Origin of the sequence: Aeromonas sp. 600886 (genome assembly GCF_049174935.1) — a bacterium.
Classification (GTDB): Bacteria; Pseudomonadota; Gammaproteobacteria; order Enterobacterales; family Aeromonadaceae; genus Aeromonas; species Aeromonas veronii_A.
Window position 1 is genome coordinate 64,964 of sequence record NZ_JAAKUB010000019.1, and the last position, 22,911, is coordinate 87,874.

Consider the following 22,911-nt stretch of genomic DNA (forward strand, 5'->3'; position numbering starts at 1 on the left):
TGCAGCCGTTGGTCTCGTCCGGTATTCATCCAACCCCCTTGCTGATATATTGATGACTGGCAGGAATGGAGTTCCGAGCGATGATGCAGCCTACTTTTCATCAATTTGATGCGCATCCACTGGCCGATGCATTGCTTCCCTATGAGGGGCAACGACTCGATGTGTTGCTAGCCGAGCGGGATGCCGCACGCGTTGCCGATCTGCAGCAGCAGTGTCAGCGCCTCAACATTCAACTCTGCGGCGCCATCTTTCCACGCCTTGTCAGTCGGCACGGTTTCCACGAAAGGGGGGCTTGGCTGTTGCCCCGACCAGCATCCCACAATCCTCTGCTGCTCTCGCTCTCCCCTACAGCCAGTGCCGATACACTGGCCGATATCATCTGCGAGCAGTTGGCGTCCCGACTGGCAGAATGGCCGGACACCGAGAAGGTTCCCACCCTCTTTCTCACCTTTGACGCCATGCTCCCCAATATTGCAACCCTGCTCGAGGGGATCTATCTAAGGCTGGCGGACAGGGTCAACTATGCGGGTGTCAATGCAGGTAGCGGCCAGTTCACAGCCATGCCCTGCCTGTTTGACACCCAGAGATTGCTGGGGCATGGGGTCAGCTGTGCACTGCTCTCCCCCCACAGTCCCCCCTTGCTGGAGCACGGCTATCAACTCACTGCCCAGCCCATGCTCGCCACCAGCAGTGAAGGCAACAAGATCTCCTTTATCGACTGGGAGCCGGCTTTTAGCCGCTATCAATCCCTGATCCGGCAACAGTTCCAGCAAAACCTCACACCAGAGCAGTTCTATCGGTACGGTGTACATTTGCCCTTGGGGTTGCTGCGAGCCAATGGCGATGTGATCGTGCGGATCCCGGTCGCCGTTACCGACGACGGTGCCCTGCTCTGCGTCGGAGAGGTGCCTGACCACAGTATTCTCACACTGCTGAAAGCCCCGGAAAGCCCCACAGAGCACGCTGTCGAACTGGCCGAAAAGCTCGGCCGGCACGGTACACCCGAGCGCCTCGAGATCTATTACTGCGCCGGCCGTCAGCAGCACTTCGGCGAACAGAGCACCCTGGAGCTGGAGACCCTCTTTAGCCACAGCGGAGCCCACGAGCTGGTCGGGGCCCTCTCTCTTGGCGAGATAGGAAGTGTAAGGCCGGGGGATTACCCGCTCTTTCACAACGGTGCCATCCTCTGTCTCAGCGAGGGTTAGCAATGAATAACGATCACGCCATGGCCATTGTCTGCGATCTCGCCCTCTGCATCGGTCGGGAGGTCACACTCGATGCCCTGCTCACCAAGGTGGTGCAGCGCTTTATGTTTCACTGTGCCACACCGGTTGGTGTGGTATTGCAGCAGCAACGGGAAGGATATGAGCTGCTCAAGGTCATTGGTGATGATCAGCTATCCCGGCACAGTGGCTCGCTGCTCTCCTTGCCTGCCAGGATTGTTGAAGGTGACCAATGTGCGCTGCAAACGACCTTGCCTCTCCCCGGTGGCCGACCGTACCACTTTGCCTATCGGCTCAGGGTTGACGGGGGATATCTCATCTTGCTGCTGGCCCCCCAACCCCAGCAGCACACAGTGCCGGTCTGCCATCTGTTCAGCCCGGTGCTCGGTAATCTGGCGCGCGCCATCCAGTTGTGCAAGGACAGCGAACAGCTCGCCAGGCGCCAGCAAGCCGAGCTGGTCGACATGCAGCGCCTCAACGAATCCCTGCTCAAGGCCATTCCCATCCCGGTGTTCTACAAGGATGTCGAAGGGCGCTTTCTCAGCTGCAACCCGGCCTTTACCCAGGTCACCGGGATCAGCAAGGCCGAGCTGCAGGGGAAGCGGGTGGACGAAATCCTGCCCCCGGAGATGGCGGACGAATATACCCAAAGGGACATGGAGGTGCTGCGCAGCAGGCAGCCGCAATATTTTGAACACACGCTGTTTGATCGCAGCGGCCACCGCTACCAGGTGCTCAACTTCAAGGATCTCTTCTATGACCATCAGGGCGAGGTGGCCGGAATCATAGGGGCACTGGTCGACATCACCCATATCAAGGAAAGCGAGCTGCGCCAGCGCACCCTGCTGTTTCAGACCATCGCGGCCCTCTCCTCCGCGATTGCCCACAAAGATCCGGTCACGGCAGGACACGAACGGCGCGTGCATGATCTCGCGCTGGCTATAGGTCAACAGCTGCAACTGCCGCAAGAGCAGCTGGATGGATTGGGTCTTGCGGCCATGGTGCATAACATCGGCCTGCTGCAGATCCCGGCGGAGATCCTCACACGCCCGCGGGAACTGAGGCCGGTTGAGTTCGAACTGATCAAACAGCATCCGGACACTGGCCGCGAGATCCTGCAACAGATTGACTTCCCCTGGCCCATCACCACCATAGTGATGCAGCACCATGAAAATCTCGATGGTAGCGGCTACCCACAAGGGCTACAGGGGGATGCGATCTCGCTGGAGGCGAGGATTATACGGGTCGCCGACTCCCTGGCCGCCATGACGGCCCACCGTCCGTTCCGGCGCGCCCTCTCTCTCACCGATGCGTTCGCCGAGCTGACGCGCTATGCCGGTGTGCATTACGACGAACAGGTGGTCGATGCCTGTTTCGCCGTCTGGCAAGCGGGCTACCGCTTTACTACCACCTGACTCTGGTTGCACCAAGATGATGTTAAAAGATCTACCGCCATCCATTCAGCCACCGGGCGTCAGCTCTCACCCCACCGCAGCCCTGCTCCATCAGGTGATGGAACAGCTGCCCTATCGCGTCCTGTTGAAAGATACCCGTTCACACTTCATCGCCTGCAACCGACTGCTGGCCGACGATCTGGCCCTCACCCCGGCCGAACTGGTTGGCAAGTGCGATGCCGATTTTTTCCCGGCCGAGCTGGCCCAACGCTACCGGGATGACGATCTCCAGGTCATGGCCAGCGGCACAACCCGGCATCACGAAGAACCCTATCTGAAAGGGGGTGAAGACCGCTGGCTCAGTACCACCAAGTTTCCCCTGTACGATGAGCTGGGCAAGGTGATCGGTGTCGCTGTCTTTTTCGAAGATATCACCGACCAGAAACAGCAGCAGGAGCGTCTCCAGCAATATACCTGGACGCTGGAAGCAATAACCCGCGCCCACCATGCCATGCTCAAGCAGGGGGATGAACAGACACTACTGCAGGAGATCTGTGATGCCATCACTTTCGATGGCCGTTTTCCCCTGGTGACCGTACTGCAGACCGCTGATCAGAACAGAGTACAGATCCTGGCGCAGGCAGGTCAGGCCGTCTGGTTTGCCAGCGATAACTGGCTCACCCGGGACGCAGCCCTGATCAGTGCAATCAGTTCAGGCGAGATGCGCAACGAAGCACTTGGCACCGAACTGGTCCACCACTCCGCCACCTTGAGGGGACGGCTGCTGCTGCCATTGCAGTGGCAAGCCACTGTGCCAGGCGGACTGCTTATTCACAGCACGCAGGCCAGAGCCTTCACCGATGAGGAGGTGCATCTCTTCAACGGACTGGCCGACTACCTGACCTATGGCCTGCAGGCACGTCGAACCCAGCAGGCCTATCTTGCCGCCCAGCGTGAAAAAGCCATGCATGCCCGCCAACTGGAGCTGGCCCTGGAGGATGCGCTGGGAGCCATCGCTGCCGTGCTGGAACAACGCGATCCCTACACCGCCGGACACCAGAAGCATGTCGCTACCCTGGCGCTGGCCATCGGCCGAGAACTGGGGTTGGGTGATAAACCGCTACGCGGTCTCTATCTGGGCGCCATGGTGCACGATATCGGCAAAATCCAGGTCCCTGTCGAGATCCTCACCAAACCGGGCAAACTGACCCCCCAGGAGTTCAATCTGGTCAAGGAGCATCCGACAGCGGGTTATCTGGTGCTCAAGGATATCGCCCTGCCCTGGCCCATAGCCCGGATGATCCACCAGCACCACGAGTATCTCGACGGTTCCGGCTATCCATCAGGGTTAAAAGGCGAGCAGATCCTGCTGGAAGCGCGCATTCTCACGGTCGCCGATATAGTGGAGTCCATGTCATCGGATCGTCCCTACCGTGCTGCCCTGGGGATTGCGCAGGCCCGAACCCATATCATGGCCATGCGGGGAGTCCAGCTGGATGAAGCCGTGGTCGATGCCTGTCTGCGTATTCTGGATCGGGGAGAGTTTACCCCTCATGAACTTGGCCACGGCCAAACCTGATCGACAGAGCCCATATTGAAAAACCGGCCAAATTTGGCCGGTTTCTGTTTTTATGCGTTGGCGCAGTCGCGATTAACCCAGACGAACCCGGGCGTTGCGGAACATCCGCATCCAGGCGCCGTCCTCACCCCAGTTGTCGGGGTGCCAGGAGTTGGCCACGGTGCGGAACACCCGCTCCGGGTGCGGCATCATGATGGTGGCGCGACCGTCGGTGGTGGTCACGGCGGTGATACCATCCGGCGAGCCGTTCGGGTTGGCCGGGTACTGCTCGGTCACGTTGCCACGGTTGTCGACAAAGCGCAGTCCTACCAGACCGCTCTGCTGCAGCGCGTTCAGGTGAGCGGCATCGCGCACCTCGACACGCCCTTCCCCGTGGGAAACGGCAATGGGCATCACCGAGCCTGCCATGCCGGCGAAGAAGGCCGACGGGGACTCCTGCACTTCCACCAGGCTGAAGCGCGCCTCGAAGCGCTCGGAGCGGTTGCGCACAAAGCGCGGCCAGAGATCGGCACCCGGGATGAGATCCCGCAGGTTGGACATCATCTGGCAACCGTTGCACACGCCCAGCGACAAGGTATCGCCGCGTTCGAAGAAGCGCTGGAACTGCTCGCGGGCGTTGTCGTTGAACAGGATGGACTTGGCCCAGCCTTCGCCCGCCCCCAGCACGTCACCGTAGGAGAAGCCGCCACAGGCCACCAGGGTCTGGAACTCCTCCAGCTTGATGCGACCGGAGAGGATGTCGCTCATATGGACATCGATCGCCGCGAAACCGGCACGATCGAACGCCGCCGCCATCTCCACATGGGAGTTGACACCCTGCTCGCGCAGCACGGCCAGACGGGGGGAGACCCCACGGGCAATGTAAGGTGCGGCCACATCTTCGGCCGGGTTGAAGCTGAGCTTGGCCTGCAAGCCCGGATCGGTGGCGTCCTGACGGGCCGCGTGCTCCTGATCTGCGCACTCGGGGTTGTCGCGCAGGCGCTGCATCTGCCAGCTGGTCTCGCCCCAGATGGTGCGAAGGGCGGTGCGGCTGGCGCGATAGACCTCCTGACCGCTCCGCTGCAGGGTGATGAGATCCCCTTCGCGCACGGTACCGAGCACATGGGAGCAAGCCGCCAGGCCGTGACCGGCCAGCAGGGTCATCACAGTCTCTTTGTCTTCACGACGCACCTGAATGACGGCGCCCAGCTCTTCGTTGAACAGCGCCGGCAGCAGCTCGCCGCCGATGCGATCGAGCTGGATGTCGAGGCCGCAGTGGCCGGCAAACGCCATTTCGGTCAGGGTGACGAACAGGCCACCGTCGGAGCGGTCGTGGTAGGCGATCAGTTTGCGATCGGCCACTAGCGCCTGAATGGCGTTGAAGAAGCCCTTGAGCTGGACCGGATTGTCGAGATCCGGCGCCTTGTCACCCAGCTGGCGATAGACCTGCGCCAGCGCCGAGGCGCCGAGGCGCTGCTTGCCATTGCCAAGGTCGACGAGGATAAGGTCGGTTTCACCGAGATCGGTACGCAGTTGTGGCGTGACTGTGTTGCGCACATCCTCGACCCGGGCAAAGGCGGAGATGAGCAGGGAGAGCGGCGAGGTGACACTGTGCTCCTTGCCATCATGCTGCCAGCGGGTCTTCATGGACATGGAGTCCTTGCCCACCGGAATGGTGATGCCCAAGGCCGGGCAGAGCTCCTCGCCCACCGCTTTGACCGCCTCATAGAGACCGGCATCTTCACCCGGGTGACCGGCAGCGGCCATCCAGTTGGCGGAGAGCTTGACCCGCTTCAGCGACCCGATGTGGGCCGGTGCCAGGTTGGTGAGCGCTTCCGCCACCGCCATGCGAGCGGAGGCGGCGTGGGAGAGCAGCGCCACCGGGGTACGCTCGCCCATCGACATGGCTTCACCGTGATAGCTGTCGTAGGTGGCAGCGGTGACGGCGCAATCGGCCACCGGGATCTGCCAGGGGCCAACCATCTGGTCGCGGTTGACCAGACCGGTCACACTGCGATCGCCGATGGTGATGAGGAAGGACTTCTCCGCTACGGTCGGCAGACGCAGTACCCGTTCGGCCGCCTCGCCGAGGGTGATGCCATCGAGTTGGAGCGCTTTGCCTTGTGCAGGCAGGGTCACCACATCGCGATGCATCTTGGGGGTCTTGCCCAGCAGCACGTCCAGCGGCAGGTCGATGGGGTGGTTGTCAAAGTGCTCATCCGAGAGAGTGAGATGCTTCTCTTCGGTCGCGGTACCGATGACGGCATAGGGGGCGCGCTCGCGCTCGCACAGCGCCTTGAACAGCGGCAGCTTCTCCTTGGCCACCGCCAGCACGTAACGCTCCTGGGATTCATTGCACCAGATCTCGAGCGGGCTCATGCCCGGCTCGTCGTTCGGGATGGCGCGCAGATCGAAGCGACCGCCGCGATCGCCATCGCTCACCAGCTCCGGCATGGCGTTGGAGAGACCGCCCGCCCCCACGTCGTGGATGAAGACGATAGGGTTATCGTCCCCCAGTTGCCAGCAGCGGTCGATCACCTCCTGACAGCGGCGCTCCATCTCGGGGTTATCGCGCTGCACCGAGGCAAAATCGAGATCTTCGGCCGACTGGCCGGAGGCCATGGAGGAAGCCGCACCGCCGCCCAGACCGATGTTCATCGCCGGGCCACCCAGCACGATCAGCGCCGCACCGACCGGGATATCCCCTTTCTGGACATGTTCGGTGCGGATGTTGCCGATGCCGCCCGCCAGCATGATGGGCTTGTGGTAGCCACGCACCTCGACGCCATTGTGGCTCGGCACCTCCTCTTCGAAGGTACGGAAGTAGCCGAGAATGGCCGGACGGCCGAACTCGTTGTTAAACGCGGCGCCGCCGAGCGGCCCCTCTTGCATGATGTCAAAGGCGCTGACAATGCGGCTCGGCTTGCCGAAATCCTGCTCCCAGGGCTGCTCGAAGCCGGGAATGCGCAGGTTGGAGACGGAGAAACCGACCAGACCCGCCTTGGGCTTGGCACCGCGACCGGTGGCCCCCTCGTCGCGGATCTCGCCGCCGGAGCCGGTGGCTGCGCCCGGGAACGGGGAGATGGCGGTCGGGTGGTTGTGGGTCTCCACCTTCATCAGGATGTCGACCTGTTCCTGGTGATACTGGTATTCGCCGTTGGCCGGGCTCGGGAAGAAGCGGCCACCCTGGCTCCCTTCCATCACGGCGGCGTTGTCTTTATAGGCAGAGAGGACATGATCCGGCGTCTGCTCGAAGGTGTTCTTGATCATCTTGAACAGCGACTTGGGCTGCTGTTCGCCATCGATGGTCCAGTCGGCATTGAAGATCTTGTGACGGCAGTGTTCGGAGTTCGCCTGGGCGAACATGTAGAGCTCGATGTCGTTGGGGTTGCGACCCAACTTGGTGAAGTTCTCCACCAGATAGTCGATTTCGTCGTCGGCCAGCGCCAGACCGAGCGCCACGTTGGCTTCGGCCAGGGCTGCGCGACCACCGCCCAGCACATCCACCTGGGTGAAGGGGCGCGGCTCGTGGTGAGCAAACAGGGCGGCAGCTTCGCTCATCTCGGCAAACACCACTTCCATCATCCGATCATGGAGCACGGCGGCAATGGCGCTGCGCTGGGCGGCACTCAACTCACCCTGCCCCTTGATGGTCAGGTAATAGGCAATACCACGCTCCAGCCGCTTGACCTGTTTCAGGCCGCAGTTGTGGGCGATGTCGGTTGCTTTGGAAGACCAGGGGGAGATAGTGCCGGGGCGGGGGGTAACAAGAAACAGCTGACCGCTGGGGGTGTGTTCGGGGATGGTCGGGCCGTAGCGCAAGAGCTGGCCCAAGGTCGCTCGCTCGGGGGGAGAGAGGGGGCTTGTCAGCTCGGCAAAGTGCACATACTCGGCATAGACATCCTCTATCTCTACTCCGCTCTCTACTCCACTCTCGTTTCTCATCTGTGCGAAGCGTTGCAGCAGTTTTTGGACACGAAAATCAGACAGTGCTGGGGCACCACGCAAGATATCCATATGACCTTTCTCACCAAGTTTTAAAGTGGGGGGGAATTGAGACGCGCGTATTATAGGGATCTGGCTCACAGCGGACAAACGTTTTTCTCACTTCGTGCAGTGTGACTCTGCGCACACTCTCTGGTATAAAGGTGCCTCTTTTTTGACAAATGCCGATTTTTTCAACAAAGGTACTCACCTACTTGCGCTGCATTTTTCGACTGTTTATCGGGCTGTTGTTGACGCTGACGCTGGTTGGCTGCGACTTCTATAGCCCCTCCAGCCAGCTGGAGCAGATCCGCCAGCGAGGCGAGATCCGGGTTGGCACCATCTATGGTCCCACCTCCTATTACCAGCGTGACGACCTCGCCCAGGGGTTCGATTACGAGCTGGCGCAAAATTATGCCGACTGGTTGGGGGTGAAACTCACCATCATCCCGGTCGACACCACTGACCAACTGGTCACCCTGCTGAAAAAGGGCAAACTCGATCTGGCAGCTGCCGCCATCATGGTCACCCCCGAGCGGCGCGAGCTGTTTCGCTTCGGCCCGGGCTTCTATCAGGTCTCTCCCAAACTGGTCTATCGCAACGGCAAACCCAAGCCGGCTTCGTTGAACGATATCAAGGGCAAGCTGGTGGTGGCCGCCGGCTCCACCGGGGAAGATCTGCTCAAAGAGATGAGCAAAGAGAATCCGAAACTAGCCTGGAGCACCAGCGACAACGCCGATGTTGAGGAGCTGCTCAAGCAGGTGGTGGATGGCAAGATTGACTACACGGTGGTGCAGGATACCGTGCTGGCCCGTACACAGCGCTACTACCCGGAGCTCACCGAGGGGCTGACCCTGGCCCAGAAGCAAACCGTTGCCTGGGCCATGAGCAAGCTGCCCGATGACAGCCTCTATGCCAGCGTGATCGACTTCTTCGGTCAGCGCTTTATGGATGGTGCCATCGCCAAGCTCGACGAGAAGTACTTCGGCCACGTGCAGAACTTCGACTTTGTCGATACCCGCACCTTCCTCAAGCGCGCCAAGAGCCTGCTGCCCAAGTACCAGCCGCTGTTCCAGACTCACGCCAAGAATATCGACTGGCGTCTGCTCGCCGCCATCAGCTATCAGGAGTCCCACTGGGACCCGCAGGCCCGCTCCTACACCGGCGTGCGCGGCATGATGATGCTGACCGAGCCCACTGCAAAAGCGATGGGGGTCAACGACCGGCTTCATCCGGAAGAGAGCATCAAAGGTGGCTCCCTCTATCTGCAACAGATGATGGAGAAGGTGCCGGATTCGGTGCCCGATGACGAGAAGGTGTGGTTTGCCCTCACCGCCTACAACATCGGTTACGGCCACATGATGGACGCCCGCCGCCTGACCAAAGAGCTCGGCAAGAATCCTGACGCCTGGAGCGACGTGAAAGAGGTGCTGCCGCTGCTGCAGCAAGCGCGCTGGCACCGCAAGGTACGTTACGGCTATGCCCGTGGCAGCGAGGCGCGTAACTATGTCAACAACGTGCGCCAGTATTACCAGAGTCTGCTCTGGCTCGACAACGAGCAACAGAAGGCACATCAGCGGGAGAGTCTCGACAACGACAGCGAGCCCGAGCTGGCCGAGCGCCCCACCGCCATCGCCGAAGTGGTCAATCAGATCACCATGCGCTAACCAGCCATTATTCGGCTGTTTTCACGCAAACTTCTCTGTTACCATCGATTCACATCGGAGCCTATCCGAAATCGCATTGTTTTCATTATGTTGAGAGATTAAATAACAGCAATTTCGGATGGGCTCCATCAATGACCCAAGGCCGGGATGGCCAACTGAGTTGGGAGGAGACCAAGATGCAAAAACGTAGAAAAATCAGTCTGGTCAGAAAAGCGAAGTGCAGCTGGAGCCCCAGACGCAAACTCAAGCTTAATGACATCAAGCGCAACCTGTGGCGCAGAAATCGATCCTATACCCTGCTTATTGCAGAGCACACAGCATAAACCCGGCATTCGCCGGGTTTTTTTATCTTCTTTCTCACCTAAATATCGTCTTAAACCAGCTCAGCCTTGAACTGTACCGTCCGCTTGGAGATCAGCGAGTTGCAGTGGTTGCAGAAGTAATCCACCGCGCCGCACGCCTTGAGACGCTCCAACTCCTGCTGGCAGGTGGGGCAGATGGCCGTGACGCGGACATTGGCCTGACACTGGCCACAGGTTTGCTCCTTGCTGCGGGTATCCAGTTCAGCCTGGCATGACGGGCAAAACAGGGCTTCCATAATCAACTCCTCGAAAGTGGATCTGCCATGGTCTTGTTCCATGGCAGATCCCCCTCCCCTTATTCCTCACCTTAACATGGCGAGGATAACAAAGCGGCTGCCGGTGAGGGCAGCCGCAAGGGCTTATTTCTTCTTCATTTTCAGCAGGCGTTTGCGCTGACGTTCCTGACTCAGGGTCATGGTGTTCTTCTTGCCTTCAAACGGGTTGACCGACTCCTGGAACTCGACCCGGATCGGCGAGCCCATGATCTTGAGGGACTTGCGGAAGTAGTTGATCAGATACCGCTTGTAGGAGTCCGGCAAGTCGTTCAGCTGGTTGCCGTGGATCACGATGCGCGGCGGGTTGTAGCCGCCGGCGTGGGCATACTTGAGCTTGACGCGGCGACCATTAACCATCGGCGGCTGGTGATCTTCCTGCGCCATCTGCATGATGCGGGTCAGCATGGCCGTGCTGGTACGACGGGTGGCGGACTGGTAAGCCTCCTGAATGGATTCAAACAGATGGCCGACACCGCTGCCGTGCAGGGCGGAGATGAAGTGGACGCGAGCGAAGTCGATGAAGCCCAAGCGACGATCCAGCTCGTTCTTCACATCCTCTTTCACCTTCTGATCCAGACCATCCCACTTGTTCACCACCAGCACCACGGAGCGACCGGCGTGGAGCACATAGCCAAGGATGCTCAAGTCCTGATCGGTGATGGTCTCCTGGGCGTCGATCACCAGCAGGCAGACGTTGGCATCTTCGATAGCTTTCAGGGTCTTGATAACGGAGAACTTCTCCACCGTCTCGTGCACCTTGCCACGACGACGCACACCGGCGGTGTCGATAACCACATACTTCTGCTCGTCACGCTCCATCGGAATGTAAACGGAGTCACGGGTGGTGCCGGGCATGTCATAGACGATGACCCGATCTTCACCCAGCATACGGTTGGTCAGGGTAGATTTACCGACGTTGGGACGACCAACGATGGCGAACTTGATGGGCAGGTCGGCAAACGGGGTCTCCTTGGTGTCCTCTTTGGTATCGAGTTCACCGGCAGCCACCATGCGCAGCAGGGCTTCTTCGTCGAAGTCCTCCTCTTCCTCATCCTGCGCATCTTCATCGGTAGCAGCGTCGACCAGGGTCTCCAGATGGGGAGCCAGGGCCAGTTCCAGCAGGCTCAGTACGCCACGACCGTGGGCGGCCGCGATCTGGTAGACCTCGCCCAGCGCCAGACCGTAGAACTCGGAGACCGCGGAATCACCGTCGATACCGTCGGTCTTGTTGGCCACCAGAAATACCTTCTTGTGGGCCTTGCGCAAGTGCTCGGCGATGGCTTGATCCGCCGCGGTCAGACCGGCACGGGCATCCACCATGAACAGCACGACGTCCGCTTCTTCGATGGCCAGCAGGGATTGCTCGGCCATCTTCAGCTCGATCCCCTCTTCGGTGCCATCGATACCGCCGGTATCGACCACGATAAATTCCAGCTCGCCCAACTTCGCCTGACCGTATTTACGGTCCCGGGTCAGACCGGGAAAATCGGCAACCAGGGCATCCCGAGTACGGGTCAAGCGGTTAAACAGGGTGGATTTCCCCACGTTGGGGCGGCCCACCAGGGCTACTACAGGAGTCATAAAAGCCTCATTCTCAAGACGACAAAGGCTCCGGGTCCGAAGACCAGGAGCCGGATATTCACATTATCGGACGATCAAGGACGCTTGAGGGCGTACAACTTGCCGTCACGGCTCTGCACATACAGGGTCTCGCCATCCACCAGCGGGGCGGCATAGAGACCACTGCTATCGAGCTGCTGCATCGCCTTGATGGTACCGTCGGTACGATCAAGCCAATACAGGTATCCTTCCACATCACCCACCACCACATAGTCACCGAAGATGACGGGTGCAGTGACGGTACGATTTTCCAGCTGGGTGTTGGACCACAGCTCCAGACCGTTGCGACGGTCGATGGCAAACAGATGGCTGCGGCTGTCGGTCAGCACGATGGCATTGCCAGTCATCGCCAGATCGCGATAGCCGGAATACTTGCGCTTCCACACTTCATCGCCGGTCATCAGTTTGCGCGCCATCAGCTGACCGTTGTAGGCGATGGCGTAGAGCTCATCACCGGCAATCAGCGGGCTGGCATCGACGTCAACCATACGGTCCAGCTCGGTGGCACCGCGCGGATCAGCCACCTTGGACTGGCGCACAGGCTGGCCGTTGCTCAGCAGGGCGATGCCCACCTTGCCATCGGCACGACCGTAAATCACGGCGCCGTTGGTGATCACCGGTGCACCGGCACTGCGCAGGGTCAGTGGCGGCTGCTCTTCGGAGAGCGACCACTGCATCTTGCCTTCATCAGTGTCGAGGGCGATCAGGCGACCGGAGGTGGTCAGCACTACCACGCGGCCATCTTCCACCGCGGGGCTTGCCACCACTTCGCCGGGCACATTGGTCTGCCACAGCACTTCGCCATTCTCTTCGTTCAGGGCGTAGACCACCCCGTTCTCGGAACCGAGGAACAGCTTGCCGTAACGGGAGACCAGGCCGCCGGAAAGGCGGGCGCTGCGCTTGTCGGCGTTGACCGGCAGGTCGGCCAGATCGACAGTCCAGAGGCGATCGCCACTGGCACGGTCAAAGGCGCTGACATCGCCGTCGCGGGCCGCCGCATAGATACGATCCTCTTCCACCACCGGCTTGAGCTGGGAGTAGAAGTTACCGATGCCATCACCCACAGTAGATGACCATGCGGTGTCGGCAGTGAAGGCAGATTCAACCTTGGGCAGCGGCGCCATCGGGTTGAGATCCTCTTCGGAACTGAACAGGGAGCAACCCTGCAGAGCGAAGGAGACCGCAGCCCCCAGCGCCACCATCTTGAATAGATTACGCATCCGGTGCCTCACCAGTCGCTACGGCCGGCAGGGCCAGATCGTCCATTTTCAGCTTGAGCTCGGCGCTACCCTGCAGGCCGCCGGCATCCGCCGCCGCCTGATAGGCATCACGAGCCTCTTCGGTCTTGCCCTGCTTTTGCAGCACATCACCACGGGCTTCGGCTACCTGCGCCTTGAAGGCCTCATTCTGGATGGTTGCCAGCTTGGCCAGCGCTTCATCTGCCTTGCCCTGATCATTCAGCACACGGGCCAGACGCAGCGCCGCGATGGGACGAATGCTCTCGTCACCCGTGGTCGCCACCAGCTCCAGCTGCTCGGCAGCCAGATCCAGCTTGCCCGCCTTGACGGCAGCGGCAGCCAGTTGCAACGCGGCCAGTTCACCGTAGGAGTCACCCTTGTTGGCGGTAACAAACTGCTGTGCCTGCTCGAAACCGGCGGCATCGCCCTTGGCCAGCTGCTCAATCACCTGGTTGTAAGAGTGGGAGGAGGCCTCCATGGTCTCTTGCTGGTGCTGGTTGTAATAGCGCCAGCCGAACAGACCGACCAGACCGATCACGGTCCCGGCAATCACCGAGGTTCCGTTCTCTTTCCACCACTCCTTGATAACCTCAACCTGTTGTTCTTCGGTGGTATAGACTTCCACAGCTTACTCTCCTTTGGCTGCCAGCAGGGCAATGGCGGCGTCAACCTTGACGGTCTGTTGCTCGGCCTGACCACGCAGATATTTGATAGTGATCTCCCCGTTTTGCACCTCGGTCTCACCAAGGATCAGGGCGATTGCCGCGCCGCTCTTGTCGGCACGTTTGAGTTGTTTCTTGAAGTTGCCACCACCGCAGTGGCTCATGAGGCGCAGGTCCGGCAGGGCATCGCGCAGACGCTCGGCCAGCTGGAAGCCAGCCTGTTCGGTCCCCTCGCCCACCATCGCCAGATAGACATCCACCGCCGGGCGGATATCGGCGTTGAGCTCGAGAGTTTCCAGCATCAGCACCAGACGCTCCATGCCCATGGCAAAGCCCACGGCCGGGGTCGGTTGACCGCCCAGCTGCTCTACCAGACCATCGTAGCGGCCACCGGCACAGACGGTGCCCTGGGCACCCAGACTGCTGGTGACCCACTCGAACACGGTCAGGTTGTAGTAGTCAAGACCACGCACCAGACGCTCGTTCACTTCGTATTTGATACCGGCAGACTCGAGCAGGCGCTTGAGCCCCTCGAAGTGGGCCAGGCTCTCTTCGCCCAGATGGTCAAACAGACGCGGGGCCCCCGCCAGAATGGCCTGCACCTTTTCATCCTTGGAGTCGAGCACCCGCAGCGGGTTGCTGTACATGCGGCGCTGGCTCTCTTCGTCCAGCTGCTCCTTGTACTGCTCCAGATAGGCCACCAGCGCATCGCGGTAAGCGGCACGCTCGGCGCTCTGACCCAGGGTGTTGAGCTGCAGGGTGACATGCTCGCTGATGCCAAACAGACGCCACAGACGGTGGGTCAGCATGATCAGCTCGGCGTCAATGTCCGGCCCGTTGATGCCAAACAGCTCGACACCGAACTGGTGGAACTGGCGATAACGGCCCTTCTGGGGACGCTCGTGACGGAACATGGGGCCCATGTACCACATCCGGCGTTCCTGGTTGTAGAGCAGACCGTGTTCGATACCGGCACGGACGCAGCTGGCGGTCCCTTCCGGACGCAGGCTCAGGCTGTCGCCGTTACGGTCTTCAAAGGTGTACATCTCTTTTTCGACCACGTCGGTCACTTCACCGATGGCGCGCTTGAACAGATGAGTCTGCTCGACAATCGGCATGCGCACTTCGCTGTAGCCATAGCTGGCAACGACCTGGCGCAGGATCTGTTCAACCTTCTGCCATACCGGGCTCTGCTCCGGCAGGCAATCATTCATACCGCGAATAGCTTGGATCTGTTTTGCCACGTTGATACTCGAGAAAAAGAGGTAAAATTTGGCCGCATTATAGGGATTTTCCCCCCCAAGGTAAAATCAGGGAATCCGGATGCGGGATTTAAAATCAGTCACCTGGAAACAGGGCCACCCAATGTGGCCCTGTTTCGCTCACTCCTTGTCCATCGGGATCCGGTTAGCGGGATCCAGCATGGCGGCGCGGGCGCGAATGCGGCGCTCCAGAGTTGGAATGAGATCCTTGTTGTCGAGCCGATCGACCCGCAGGCCCCCTTCATAGAAGGCACTCTTGTTGGCGGCACCCGCCAGACCAAGGTCGGAGACCAGCGCTTCGCCCGGGCCATTCACCACACAGCCGATGATGGAAACATCCATCGGGGTGATGATGTCTTCGAGCCGCTCTTCCAGTGCATTGACGGTAGCGATCACATCGAACTCCTGCCGTGAGCAGGATGGGCAAGCGATAAAGTTGATGCCACGGGAGCGAATACGCAGGGATTTGAGGATATCGAAACCGACCTTTACCTCCTCCACCGGATCCGCCGCCAGCGAGATACGCAGGGTATCGCCGATGCCATCGGTGAGCAACATACCCAGACCGATGGCAGACTTCACCGCGCCGGCACGGAAACCGCCCGCTTCGGTGATGCCAAGGTGCAGCGGCTGTTCAATCTGCTTGGCCAGCAGGCGATAGGCACCGACTGCCAGGAACACATCGGAGGCCTTGACGCTCACCTTGAAATCCTGGAAATCGAGGCGATCGAGATAGTCCACGTGGCGCATGGCGGACTCCACCAGCGCCTCCGGGGTCGGCTCGCCGTACTTCTCCTGAATATCTTTCTCCAGCGACCCGCCATTGACCCCGATACGGATCGGGATATTGAGGTCGCGCGCGCAATCGACCACCGAGCGCACCCGCTGCTCGTTGCCGATGTTGCCCGGGTTGATACGCAGGCAGTCGGCACCGTACTCGGCCACTTTCAGGGCGATGCGATAGTCGAAGTGGATATCGGCAACGATGGGGATGCGGGTTTGCTGTTTGATGAGCCGGAAGGCTTCCGCCGCTTCCATGGTGGGCACGGAGACACGGACGATATCGGCACCGACCCGCTCGATCCGCTGGATCTGCTCGATGGTGGCGGCGACATCTGTGGTCTTGGTGTTGGTCATGGTCTGCACGGTAATGGGGGCATCGCCCCCAACCGGTACATTACCAACCATGATCTGTCTGGATTTACGACGAATGATGGGAGATTCGTGAGAAGACATGGGAAACAGATTACTCCTGCGGCAGTGAGAAGCGGGCTGTACGACCGTTGTTGTAACGGCTCATATCAAACGACTGCCCCTTGTAGTCAAGCTTGACGGCCATGGGCGCGCCAATGATGAACTTCAGGGGCTCGGCGCCTTCCAGCACCAGCTCGTCGTTGGCCTTCTTCAGACCACTGAACAGGGTCTTGCCGTTGGCATCCTTCACATCCAGCCAGCAATCGGCGGTGAAGCTCATCTTCAGTTGCGGCGCAGTCGCCGGATCAACGACAGCCTCTTCAGATTCGGTGCCATTGGCACCGGATACCGCAGCATCAGTCGCAGTGCCGACAGCCGCACTGACATCGCTCGGGGCCACAGCCGCAGAAGCAGGCGCCAAGGTAGCCGTCGCATCGGAAACCACCGCAGGGGCAGTCATGTCAGTTGCGGCCGGTGCGATGGCAGCGCCTTCCACCGGAGCGGTGTTGATCGCATCGGGCGGCGTGATAGCAGGTTCAGCCGGAGTCGAACTGGTTGCACTCATCTCGGTGGCTGCCAGCGCTTCATCACCGGCGGAGCGACGGGAAGTACTCTGCCACCACCAGGCGACCGAGAGCGCAATCAACACCAGGATCACCAGCCAGGTCACCACCTTGAGCCGACTGTCGTTGGCTTGCTGGCGGGAGCGACGGGAGAAGCTCTGCATGTCGATATTGTCGGGAGGAGTCAGACCCAGCTTGTCGTAAGCGGCCAGAATGGTCTCTTCCGGGATCCCGACCAACTTGGCATAGGTACGCAGATAGCCCCGAATAAAGGTATGGGAGGTGTGCTTGTCGTAGGTATCCGATTCGATAGCGGCGATCAGGGTCAGACGAAGGTGAATGCGGGACGCAACCTGTTCTCGTGTCCAGCCAAGCTGTTCACGGGCGTTGCGCAGCAATTGGCCTGGGCCTACTGCCTGGGAGTCGTCTTGGAAATCGTGTTGCTGTTCAATAGTCATTGGCTAAATAACGCTTGGCTTGTTGCGAAGTGGGATATTGCCTTACCAGCTCAGTCCCGAATTGGTGAAGTAATGCCGGCTTGTCCATCGCCTGTGCCAGCCGAAGTCTCAACCAGAGACTCTCCTCGTTCTCGTCTGACACATCGGCAAAACGGGCGAGGTAGGACTGCACATCAGGCAGCTTGCCATCTTTCATGGAAAGCTCGGCCAAGTCCAGCAATAACCCTGGATTGCGGGGATTATACCCCAAGGCCAGGCGATAGTACTCGCCTGCTTTATCATTTCTGCGATTTTGCAGCGCACAAAGTGCCGCATTTTCATAGGTATCGGCAATTTTTACGTAGCCTGGCTGAATAACAGCCTGGTTGAATGCCTTGTCTGCCTCATCATAACGGCCGCGATCACAGAGGAAGGCACCATAGTTGTTCATTGCGTCAGCATTGGACGGATCCATGGCAAGGGCGTTCTTGTAATGCTCTTCAGCCGCCTTGAAATCTCCTACCTTCTGGTAAAAGTAGGCAAAACCGATCTGGATCTGGGGGTTGGAGGGGTCATACTGGAGGGCACGGTCAAGATTGAACTTGGCCTGCTCGGCATTGCCCTGACGCAGGTACTGGATACCCAGGTCGAGGCGGGTTTGGGCAGCCGCCTTGAGGTCAGGACCCACTTCACGCTGGGTCGAGTTCTGGCCAGCGTAAGTGGTCTCGGTCACACAGCCTGGCAGCGCGCAGAGCGCTGCCACTACGATCAATGTACGTGTATCCATTCCCTGTCTATACAATGGCTTAGCATTTAAACCATTTTGACGGAAATCCCATCCTGTTGCATCCGATTTTTGATAGTTCGCTTGGTACGGTCAATCACGTCACCCACCAGCTGACCACAGGCGGCATCAATGTCATCACCACGGGTCTTGCGGACAATCACGGTGAAACCGTACTCCATCAGCACCTTGGAGAAGCGATCGATACGGCTATTGCTCGGCTTGCCATAAGGGTTGCCCGGGAAGGGGTTGAACGGGATCAGGTTGATCTTGCTCGGGGTATCCTTGAGCACCTTGGCCAGCTCGTGAGCATGCTGCATATCGTCATTGATATGATCGAGCAGCACATATTCGACGGTCACCCGACCACCGTTGGCATTGGATTTGGCCAGGTAACGACGGACACCGGCGAGGAACTCCTCGATGTTGTACTTGTCGTTGATCGGCATGATCTCTGAACGCAACTTGTCGTTCGGGGCGTGCAGGGAGATAGCCAGCGCCACGTCGATCTGGTCACCCAGCTTGTCCAGCGCAGGTACCACGCCAGAGGTGGAGATGGTCACCCGGCGCTTGGAGATGCCAAAGCCGTAGTCATCCATCATCAGACGCATGGCGGGCACCACGTTGGCGAGGTTGAGCAGCGGCTCGCCCATCCCCATCATCACCACGTTGGTGATGGGACGCTTGCCACCGACCACGCGGGCCGCACGCCACACCTGACCGATGATCTCGGAGACTTTCAGATTGCGGTTGAAGCCTTGTTGAGCCGTGGAGCAGAACTTGCACTCCAGCGCACAGCCAACTTGAGAGGAGACGCAGAGGGTCGCGCGGTCATCTTCCGGGATGTAGACGGTCTCTACCTCCTGATCGCCCACCTGCAGAGCCCACTTGATGGTGCCATCGGCAGAGCGCTGCTCGCGGCTGATCTCGGGCGCCTTGATCTCGGCGATCGCCTTGAGGCGCTCTTTGAGCACCTTGTTGACGTTGGTCATCTGATCGAAATCATCACACCCAAAGTGATAGATCCACTTCATGACCTGATCTGCCCGGAATGGCTTCTCGCCCAGTTCGACGAAAAAGGCACGCATGGCATCCCGATCAAGATCCAGCAGGTTGATTTTTGTTTCGCTCATCAATGGCCTCAGTTCAAACACTTCATCAATTATTGGCTGACGACGTCAGGGGGCGGCATTGTACAAATAATGGGTCTGGCTTTCCACCTGGAGAATAGAGGGATATTGCGTAAACGGCGAAAACAACAAAGGGAGCCGAGGCTCCCTTGGGTCATCATCCACAAAAATCAGCCGCGCGGGCAGATCTCGTTGTCAGAGAAGAAGTAGGCAATTTCGCGGGCAGCGGATGCAGGTGCATCGGAGCCATGCACTGCGTTGCGATCGATGCTCTCGGCATAACAGGCACGCAAGGTACCAGCCAGCGCCTCTTTCGGGTTGGTAGCGCCCATGATCTCGCGATTGCGACGGATGGCGTCTTCCCCTTCCAGCACCTGCACCATGACAGGGCCAGAGGTCATGAAGCTGACCAGATTGTCATAAAAAGGCTTGCCCTGATGCTCGGCATAGAAACCGGCAGCCTGTTCACTGCTCATGTGAAGCATTTTGGATGCCACCACTTTCAAGCCTGCACTTTCGAAACGGCTATAGATGGCACCGATCAGGTTCTTGCTGACAGCATCCGGTTTGACGATAGAGAAGGTACGTTCGATGGCCATTGATATCTTTCCTTAACTACAGAGTTTTATTGTTAGAATCCATGTTCGCTGGCGATTATACGTAAACAAAAACCGGAAAAACACACAAACAAGCAACTTTTTATTAAACATCACTCCCTTGCAATCAACATCCACACTCATCTTGACCGAGCAGAGCCGGAAAATATGTGCGCTTGCGCACGATAGTTACCTTAAGCCGCCAAAACCCCATCTTTTGTTCACAATTCGAACAGCATGAAAAAGGCACCCGAAGGTGCCTTGTCTCGCCTATTTGGCTTCCGCCAGCAAGGCCCGCGCTATGGTGCGCATCCCCAGGGTATTGGCCCCCGGCGCCCAGAGGGCATCGCCGTTGTCACTGAAGCAGGCGGCCAGATCGATATGCAACCAGCCCATCCCTTCGTTGGCAACGAAACGGGAGAGGAAACCCGCCGCGTTGGAGGCGCCACCCGGCCCGCCCCCCTTCACCGGACGGCTGTTGGCCGTGTCGGCGTAATGGGAAGGGCACTGCTGGCGGTGCCAGGGCTCCAGCGGCAGCGGCCAGGCTGGCTCATGCTCGGCATCGGCATAGGTCATGGCCCGGCTTACCAGCCCTTTATCGAGGCCAAACAGGGCATTGTAGCGCCCACCCAGCGCCATCACGGCTGCGCCGGTCAGGGTCGCGGCATCGATGATCAGCGGTGCACCGGACTCGCTCGCCAGTTGCAGGCCGTCGGCCAGCACCAGCCGTCCCTCGGCATCGGTATTCACAATCTCGACCGTGGTGCCGTTCTTGTAGGTGAGGATGTCGCCCAGCTTGTAGGCGTGGCCGGAGACCAGGTTCTCGGCGCAGCAGAGGATCAGCTTCACCCGCTTGTCGAGCCCGCGCAACATGGCCAGCGCCAGCGCACTGGTGACAATCGCCGCACCACCCATGTCGCACTTCATGGTGAGCATCCCCTCGGAGCTCTTCATGGAGTAGCCGCCGGAGTCAAAGGTGATCCCCTTGCCCACCAGCGCTGCCGCTACCGGCGCCTTGGGGTCACGCCCCGGGTTGAAGTCGAGCTCCAGCAATACCGGTTCGCGCGCACTGCCGCGGCCCACCTGATAGAGGCCGACCCAGCCCGCCTGTTGCAGCGCTTCGCCTTTCAAAATGCGATGACTCACCTTGTCCGGCGCCAGCTCGGTAATAAAGGAGGCCGCTTCCACCGCCAGCTCCAGCGGGCCCAACTGCTCCGGGGTGGCATTGGTCATCTCGCGCACCCAGCGGCCGCAGAGCCAACGCGCTTCCAGCTCCTCTCTGTCCTCTTCCGAGGACATGGCCCACTGCAGTTGCACCTCCGCCTTGGGGGTTTGCAGCCCTTGGGCAAAAGCCCACTGCTGTTCACGCTCCCAGTGACCAGCTAGGGTCACTTTCTGGATCCCCTGCTGGCAGAGGCGACGGGCCGCCTGCTGGATATCGAGCAGCGGATTGGCCGTCACCAGATGGATCACCATGCCGTCGGCGCGGTGAGAGAGCAGCGCCCCCTCCCCCCACTCGGCCGGTGCAAATTCACGACTTAACCAGACATTCATGCGGTCACCTCCTGCAGCCAGCGGGCGATGGTGCGCAGACCGTGCCCCTTGGCGCCGGTCGCCCAGAGATCGTTGCCCGATTTCTGATAAGAAGCCGCCAGATCCAGGTGCACCCAGCCCTTGCCCTCATCGCGCACGAAGCGGGAGAGAAACGCAGCAGCCGTGGTGGCACCGGCCGTGCCTTCTGCCGAGGCGACGTTGCCCAGATCGGCAAAGGCCGAGGTGAGCTGGCTGGCATGCCAAGGTTCCAGCGGCAGCGCCCACGCCTGCTCGTTTTCCACCTTGGCGGCGGCCAGCGCACGCTGCTGTTCGATCTCATCGAGGGCAAACACCGCATTGTAGTCGCGCCCCAGCGCCATCTTGGCGGCGCCGGTCAGGGTGGCTGCGTCAAGGATATAAGCCGCACCGCTGTCGGAGGCCGCCATCAGGCCATCGGCCAGCACCAGACGACCTTCCGCATCGGTGTTCTGGATCTCGACCGAAACCCCATTCTTGTAAGTGAGGATGTCACCCAGCTTGAAGGCGTGGCCGGAGACCAGGTTCTCGGCGCAGCAGAGAATGAGCTTCACCCGCTGGTTCAGACCGCGGCTGATAGCCAGCGCCAGCGCGCCGGTCACCATGGCGGCACCGCCCATATCGGACTTCATCGGCAGCATGTTGTCAGAGGACTTCATGGAGTAGCCACCGGAATCGAAAGTGATCCCCTTGCCCACCAGCGCCGCCACCACGGGTGCATTGCGATCACCGGTCGGGTTGTAGTCGAGCTCCAGCAGCACAGGCTCGCGCTCGCTGCCACGGCCAACCGACCAGATCCCGATATGGCCGGACTCGCGCAGCGCTTCACCGGCGGTGATGCGGGCAGTAACCTGATCCCCGGCGATACCACGAATGAGCAACAGGGCCGATTCCGCCAGACTCATAGGGTAGATCTCTTCCGGACAGCCATTGGTGATGTCACGTACCCAGCGAGCAGCCTTGAGCAGCGCATCCAGTTCACGGGCTTCCGCGTCGCTCTGCTGGCCAAAATCCAGTTCACGCGCTCCCTTGGCGGCGTAGAACCCCTGGGCGAACGCGTAGCGACGCTCCAGATCCCAGCCTTCACCGACCAGCGTCACCCGCTTGATCCCGCTCGATTCGAGGCGACGGGCGGCGCGCTGAACGGTGCGCAGAACATCCTTCTGCTGACCGGCGGCACCAAGATGGATCAGAGCCTCGTCGCCATTGAAACTGAGCTGGGCGCCCTCGCCCCAATAGGCGGCCGCAGCCTGGGTGGATAACGCTACCTTCATCATGTCAGCCATCGTGTTTGCTTCCTTTTTACTGGCACTATGTATAAGCACTCTTTATGGGAAAGAGCTTATTGGCAAAGAGAGAATAACGAATACAAAAAAGGCCGTGCCCCCGAGGG

17 protein-coding genes are annotated in these 22,911 nt (G+C 59.9%); 4 read left to right on the forward strand and 13 right to left on the reverse strand.

Features of this window, described 5'->3' with window-relative positions; translation table 11 throughout:
• Positions 1-80: 80 nt before the first annotated feature.
• The 3 genes from G5179_RS14850 to G5179_RS14860 are packed head-to-tail and all read left to right on the forward strand — an operon-like array spanning position 81 to position 4,196.
• On the forward strand, positions 81-1,205 hold the full coding sequence (locus G5179_RS14850; RefSeq protein ID WP_216962189.1) for an FIST signal transduction protein: 1,125 nt from the start codon (positions 81-83) through the stop codon (positions 1,203-1,205).
• A gap of 2 nt (positions 1,206-1,207) precedes the next feature.
• A complete protein-coding gene (locus G5179_RS14855) occupies positions 1,208-2,638 on the forward strand; it encodes an HD domain-containing phosphohydrolase (protein ID WP_421258633.1) in 1,431 nt (476 codons plus the stop codon).
• A gap of 16 nt (positions 2,639-2,654) precedes the next feature.
• Positions 2,655-4,196, forward strand: coding sequence for an HD domain-containing phosphohydrolase (locus tag G5179_RS14860; RefSeq protein WP_254203392.1), 1,542 nt, complete (start codon positions 2,655-2,657; stop codon positions 4,194-4,196).
• Positions 4,197-4,268: 72 nt separating this feature from the next.
• Here G5179_RS14860 and purL read toward each other — a convergent pair whose 3' ends face one another.
• Positions 4,269-8,192 (reverse strand): phosphoribosylformylglycinamidine synthase, encoded by a 3,924-nt coding sequence (gene purL / locus G5179_RS14865; protein ID WP_421258634.1) that lies wholly within the window; start codon positions 8,190-8,192, stop codon positions 4,269-4,271.
• Positions 8,193-8,341: 149 nt separating this feature from the next.
• On the opposite strand from purL, the gene mltF reads away from it, so the two are divergent.
• Positions 8,342-9,826 (forward strand): membrane-bound lytic murein transglycosylase MltF, encoded by a 1,485-nt coding sequence (gene mltF, locus G5179_RS14870; protein WP_005344877.1) that lies wholly within the window; start codon positions 8,342-8,344, stop codon positions 9,824-9,826.
• A gap of 373 nt (positions 9,827-10,199) precedes the next feature.
• Here the strand turns inward: mltF and G5179_RS14875 are convergent, their stop codons facing one another.
• The 12 genes from G5179_RS14875 to pepB (G5179_RS14930) form a co-directional block, all read right to left on the reverse strand.
• The gene (locus G5179_RS14875) at positions 10,200-10,424 is read right to left on the reverse strand and encodes a zinc ribbon domain-containing protein (RefSeq protein ID WP_421251784.1); all 225 of its coding nucleotides are present in this window, start codon (positions 10,422-10,424) and stop codon (positions 10,200-10,202) included.
• A 123-nt stretch (positions 10,425-10,547) separates the two neighbouring features.
• Positions 10,548-12,044 carry a ribosome biogenesis GTPase Der gene (der, locus tag G5179_RS14880; RefSeq protein WP_043823902.1) on the reverse strand — a complete coding sequence of 499 codons (1,497 nt, stop codon included), beginning with the start codon at positions 12,042-12,044 and terminating at the stop codon, positions 10,548-10,550.
• A 74-nt stretch (positions 12,045-12,118) separates the two neighbouring features.
• Positions 12,119-13,303: an outer membrane protein assembly factor BamB gene (bamB, locus tag G5179_RS14885; RefSeq protein WP_201986157.1), complete on the reverse strand. Its 1,185-nt coding sequence runs from the start codon at positions 13,301-13,303 to the stop codon at positions 12,119-12,121.
• A complete protein-coding gene (locus tag G5179_RS14890) occupies positions 13,296-13,946 on the reverse strand; it encodes a YfgM family protein (protein ID WP_021229680.1) in 651 nt (216 codons plus the stop codon). Before G5179_RS14890 ends, bamB begins: the two co-directional genes overlap by 8 nt.
• Before the next feature lie 3 nt (positions 13,947-13,949).
• Entirely contained in the window at positions 13,950-15,227 is a 1,278-nt protein-coding gene (hisS, locus tag G5179_RS14895; protein WP_005351051.1) for a histidine--tRNA ligase, read from the reverse strand.
• A 138-nt stretch (positions 15,228-15,365) separates the two neighbouring features.
• On the reverse strand, positions 15,366-16,481 hold the full coding sequence (gene ispG / locus G5179_RS14900; RefSeq protein ID WP_227340754.1) for a flavodoxin-dependent (E)-4-hydroxy-3-methylbut-2-enyl-diphosphate synthase: 1,116 nt from the start codon (positions 16,479-16,481) through the stop codon (positions 15,366-15,368).
• 10 nt (positions 16,482-16,491) lie between these two features.
• Entirely contained in the window at positions 16,492-17,460 is a 969-nt protein-coding gene (rodZ, locus tag G5179_RS14905) for a cytoskeleton protein RodZ (protein ID WP_421258635.1), read from the reverse strand.
• Positions 17,450-18,241 (reverse strand): PilW family type IVa pilus biogenesis/stability lipoprotein TapF, encoded by a 792-nt coding sequence (gene tapF / locus G5179_RS14910; protein WP_421258636.1) that lies wholly within the window; start codon positions 18,239-18,241, stop codon positions 17,450-17,452. The genes rodZ and tapF overlap by 11 nt, the downstream gene beginning before the upstream one ends.
• An 11-nt stretch (positions 18,242-18,252) precedes the next feature.
• Positions 18,253-19,356, reverse strand: coding sequence for a bifunctional tRNA (adenosine(37)-C2)-methyltransferase TrmG/ribosomal RNA large subunit methyltransferase RlmN (locus tag G5179_RS14915; RefSeq protein WP_005344856.1), 1,104 nt, complete (start codon positions 19,354-19,356; stop codon positions 18,253-18,255).
• 167 nt (positions 19,357-19,523) lie between these two features.
• A complete protein-coding gene (ndk, locus tag G5179_RS14920; protein ID WP_005333805.1) occupies positions 19,524-19,952 on the reverse strand; it encodes a nucleoside-diphosphate kinase in 429 nt (142 codons plus the stop codon).
• Positions 19,953-20,219: 267 nt separating this feature from the next.
• Positions 20,220-21,503, reverse strand: a complete 1,284-nt coding sequence (pepB, locus tag G5179_RS14925; protein WP_421258637.1) for an aminopeptidase PepB — start codon at positions 21,501-21,503, stop codon at positions 20,220-20,222.
• Positions 21,500-22,804 (reverse strand): aminopeptidase PepB, encoded by a 1,305-nt coding sequence (gene pepB / locus G5179_RS14930; protein ID WP_421258638.1) that lies wholly within the window; start codon positions 22,802-22,804, stop codon positions 21,500-21,502. The genes pepB (G5179_RS14925) and pepB (G5179_RS14930) overlap by 4 nt, the downstream gene beginning before the upstream one ends.
• Between the last annotated feature and the right edge of the window lie 107 nt (positions 22,805-22,911).

What these genes read in the sequence shown, in the direction of transcription:
- mltF (WP_005344877.1), top strand. Translation starts at nt 8,342, where the DNA reads ATGCCGATTTTTTCAACAAAGGTACTCACCTACTTGCGCTGCATTTTT.
- G5179_RS14875 (WP_421251784.1), bottom strand. Translation starts at nt 10,424, where the DNA reads ATGGAAGCCCTGTTTTGCCCGTCATGCCAGGCTGAACTGGATACCCGC.
- G5179_RS14855 (WP_421258633.1), top strand. Translation starts at nt 1,208, where the DNA reads ATGAATAACGATCACGCCATGGCCATTGTCTGCGATCTCGCCCTCTGC.
- ispG (WP_227340754.1), bottom strand. Translation starts at nt 16,481, where the DNA reads ATGTCTTCTCACGAATCTCCCATCATTCGTCGTAAATCCAGACAGATC.
- pepB (WP_421258638.1), bottom strand. Translation starts at nt 22,804, where the DNA reads ATGGCTGACATGATGAAGGTAGCGTTATCCACCCAGGCTGCGGCCGCC.
- G5179_RS14915 (WP_005344856.1), bottom strand. Translation starts at nt 19,356, where the DNA reads ATGAGCGAAACAAAAATCAACCTGCTGGATCTTGATCGGGATGCCATG.
- bamB (WP_201986157.1), bottom strand. Translation starts at nt 13,303, where the DNA reads ATGCGTAATCTATTCAAGATGGTGGCGCTGGGGGCTGCGGTCTCCTTC.
- der (WP_043823902.1), bottom strand. Translation starts at nt 12,044, where the DNA reads ATGACTCCTGTAGTAGCCCTGGTGGGCCGCCCCAACGTGGGGAAATCC.
- G5179_RS14860 (WP_254203392.1), top strand. Translation starts at nt 2,655, where the DNA reads ATGATGTTAAAAGATCTACCGCCATCCATTCAGCCACCGGGCGTCAGC.
- purL (WP_421258634.1), bottom strand. Translation starts at nt 8,192, where the DNA reads ATGGATATCTTGCGTGGTGCCCCAGCACTGTCTGATTTTCGTGTCCAA.
- rodZ (WP_421258635.1), bottom strand. Translation starts at nt 17,460, where the DNA reads ATGACTATTGAACAGCAACACGATTTCCAAGACGACTCCCAGGCAGTA.
- ndk (WP_005333805.1), bottom strand. Translation starts at nt 19,952, where the DNA reads ATGGCCATCGAACGTACCTTCTCTATCGTCAAACCGGATGCTGTCAGC.
- pepB (WP_421258637.1), bottom strand. Translation starts at nt 21,503, where the DNA reads ATGAATGTCTGGTTAAGTCGTGAATTTGCACCGGCCGAGTGGGGGGAG.
- G5179_RS14850 (WP_216962189.1), top strand. Translation starts at nt 81, where the DNA reads ATGATGCAGCCTACTTTTCATCAATTTGATGCGCATCCACTGGCCGAT.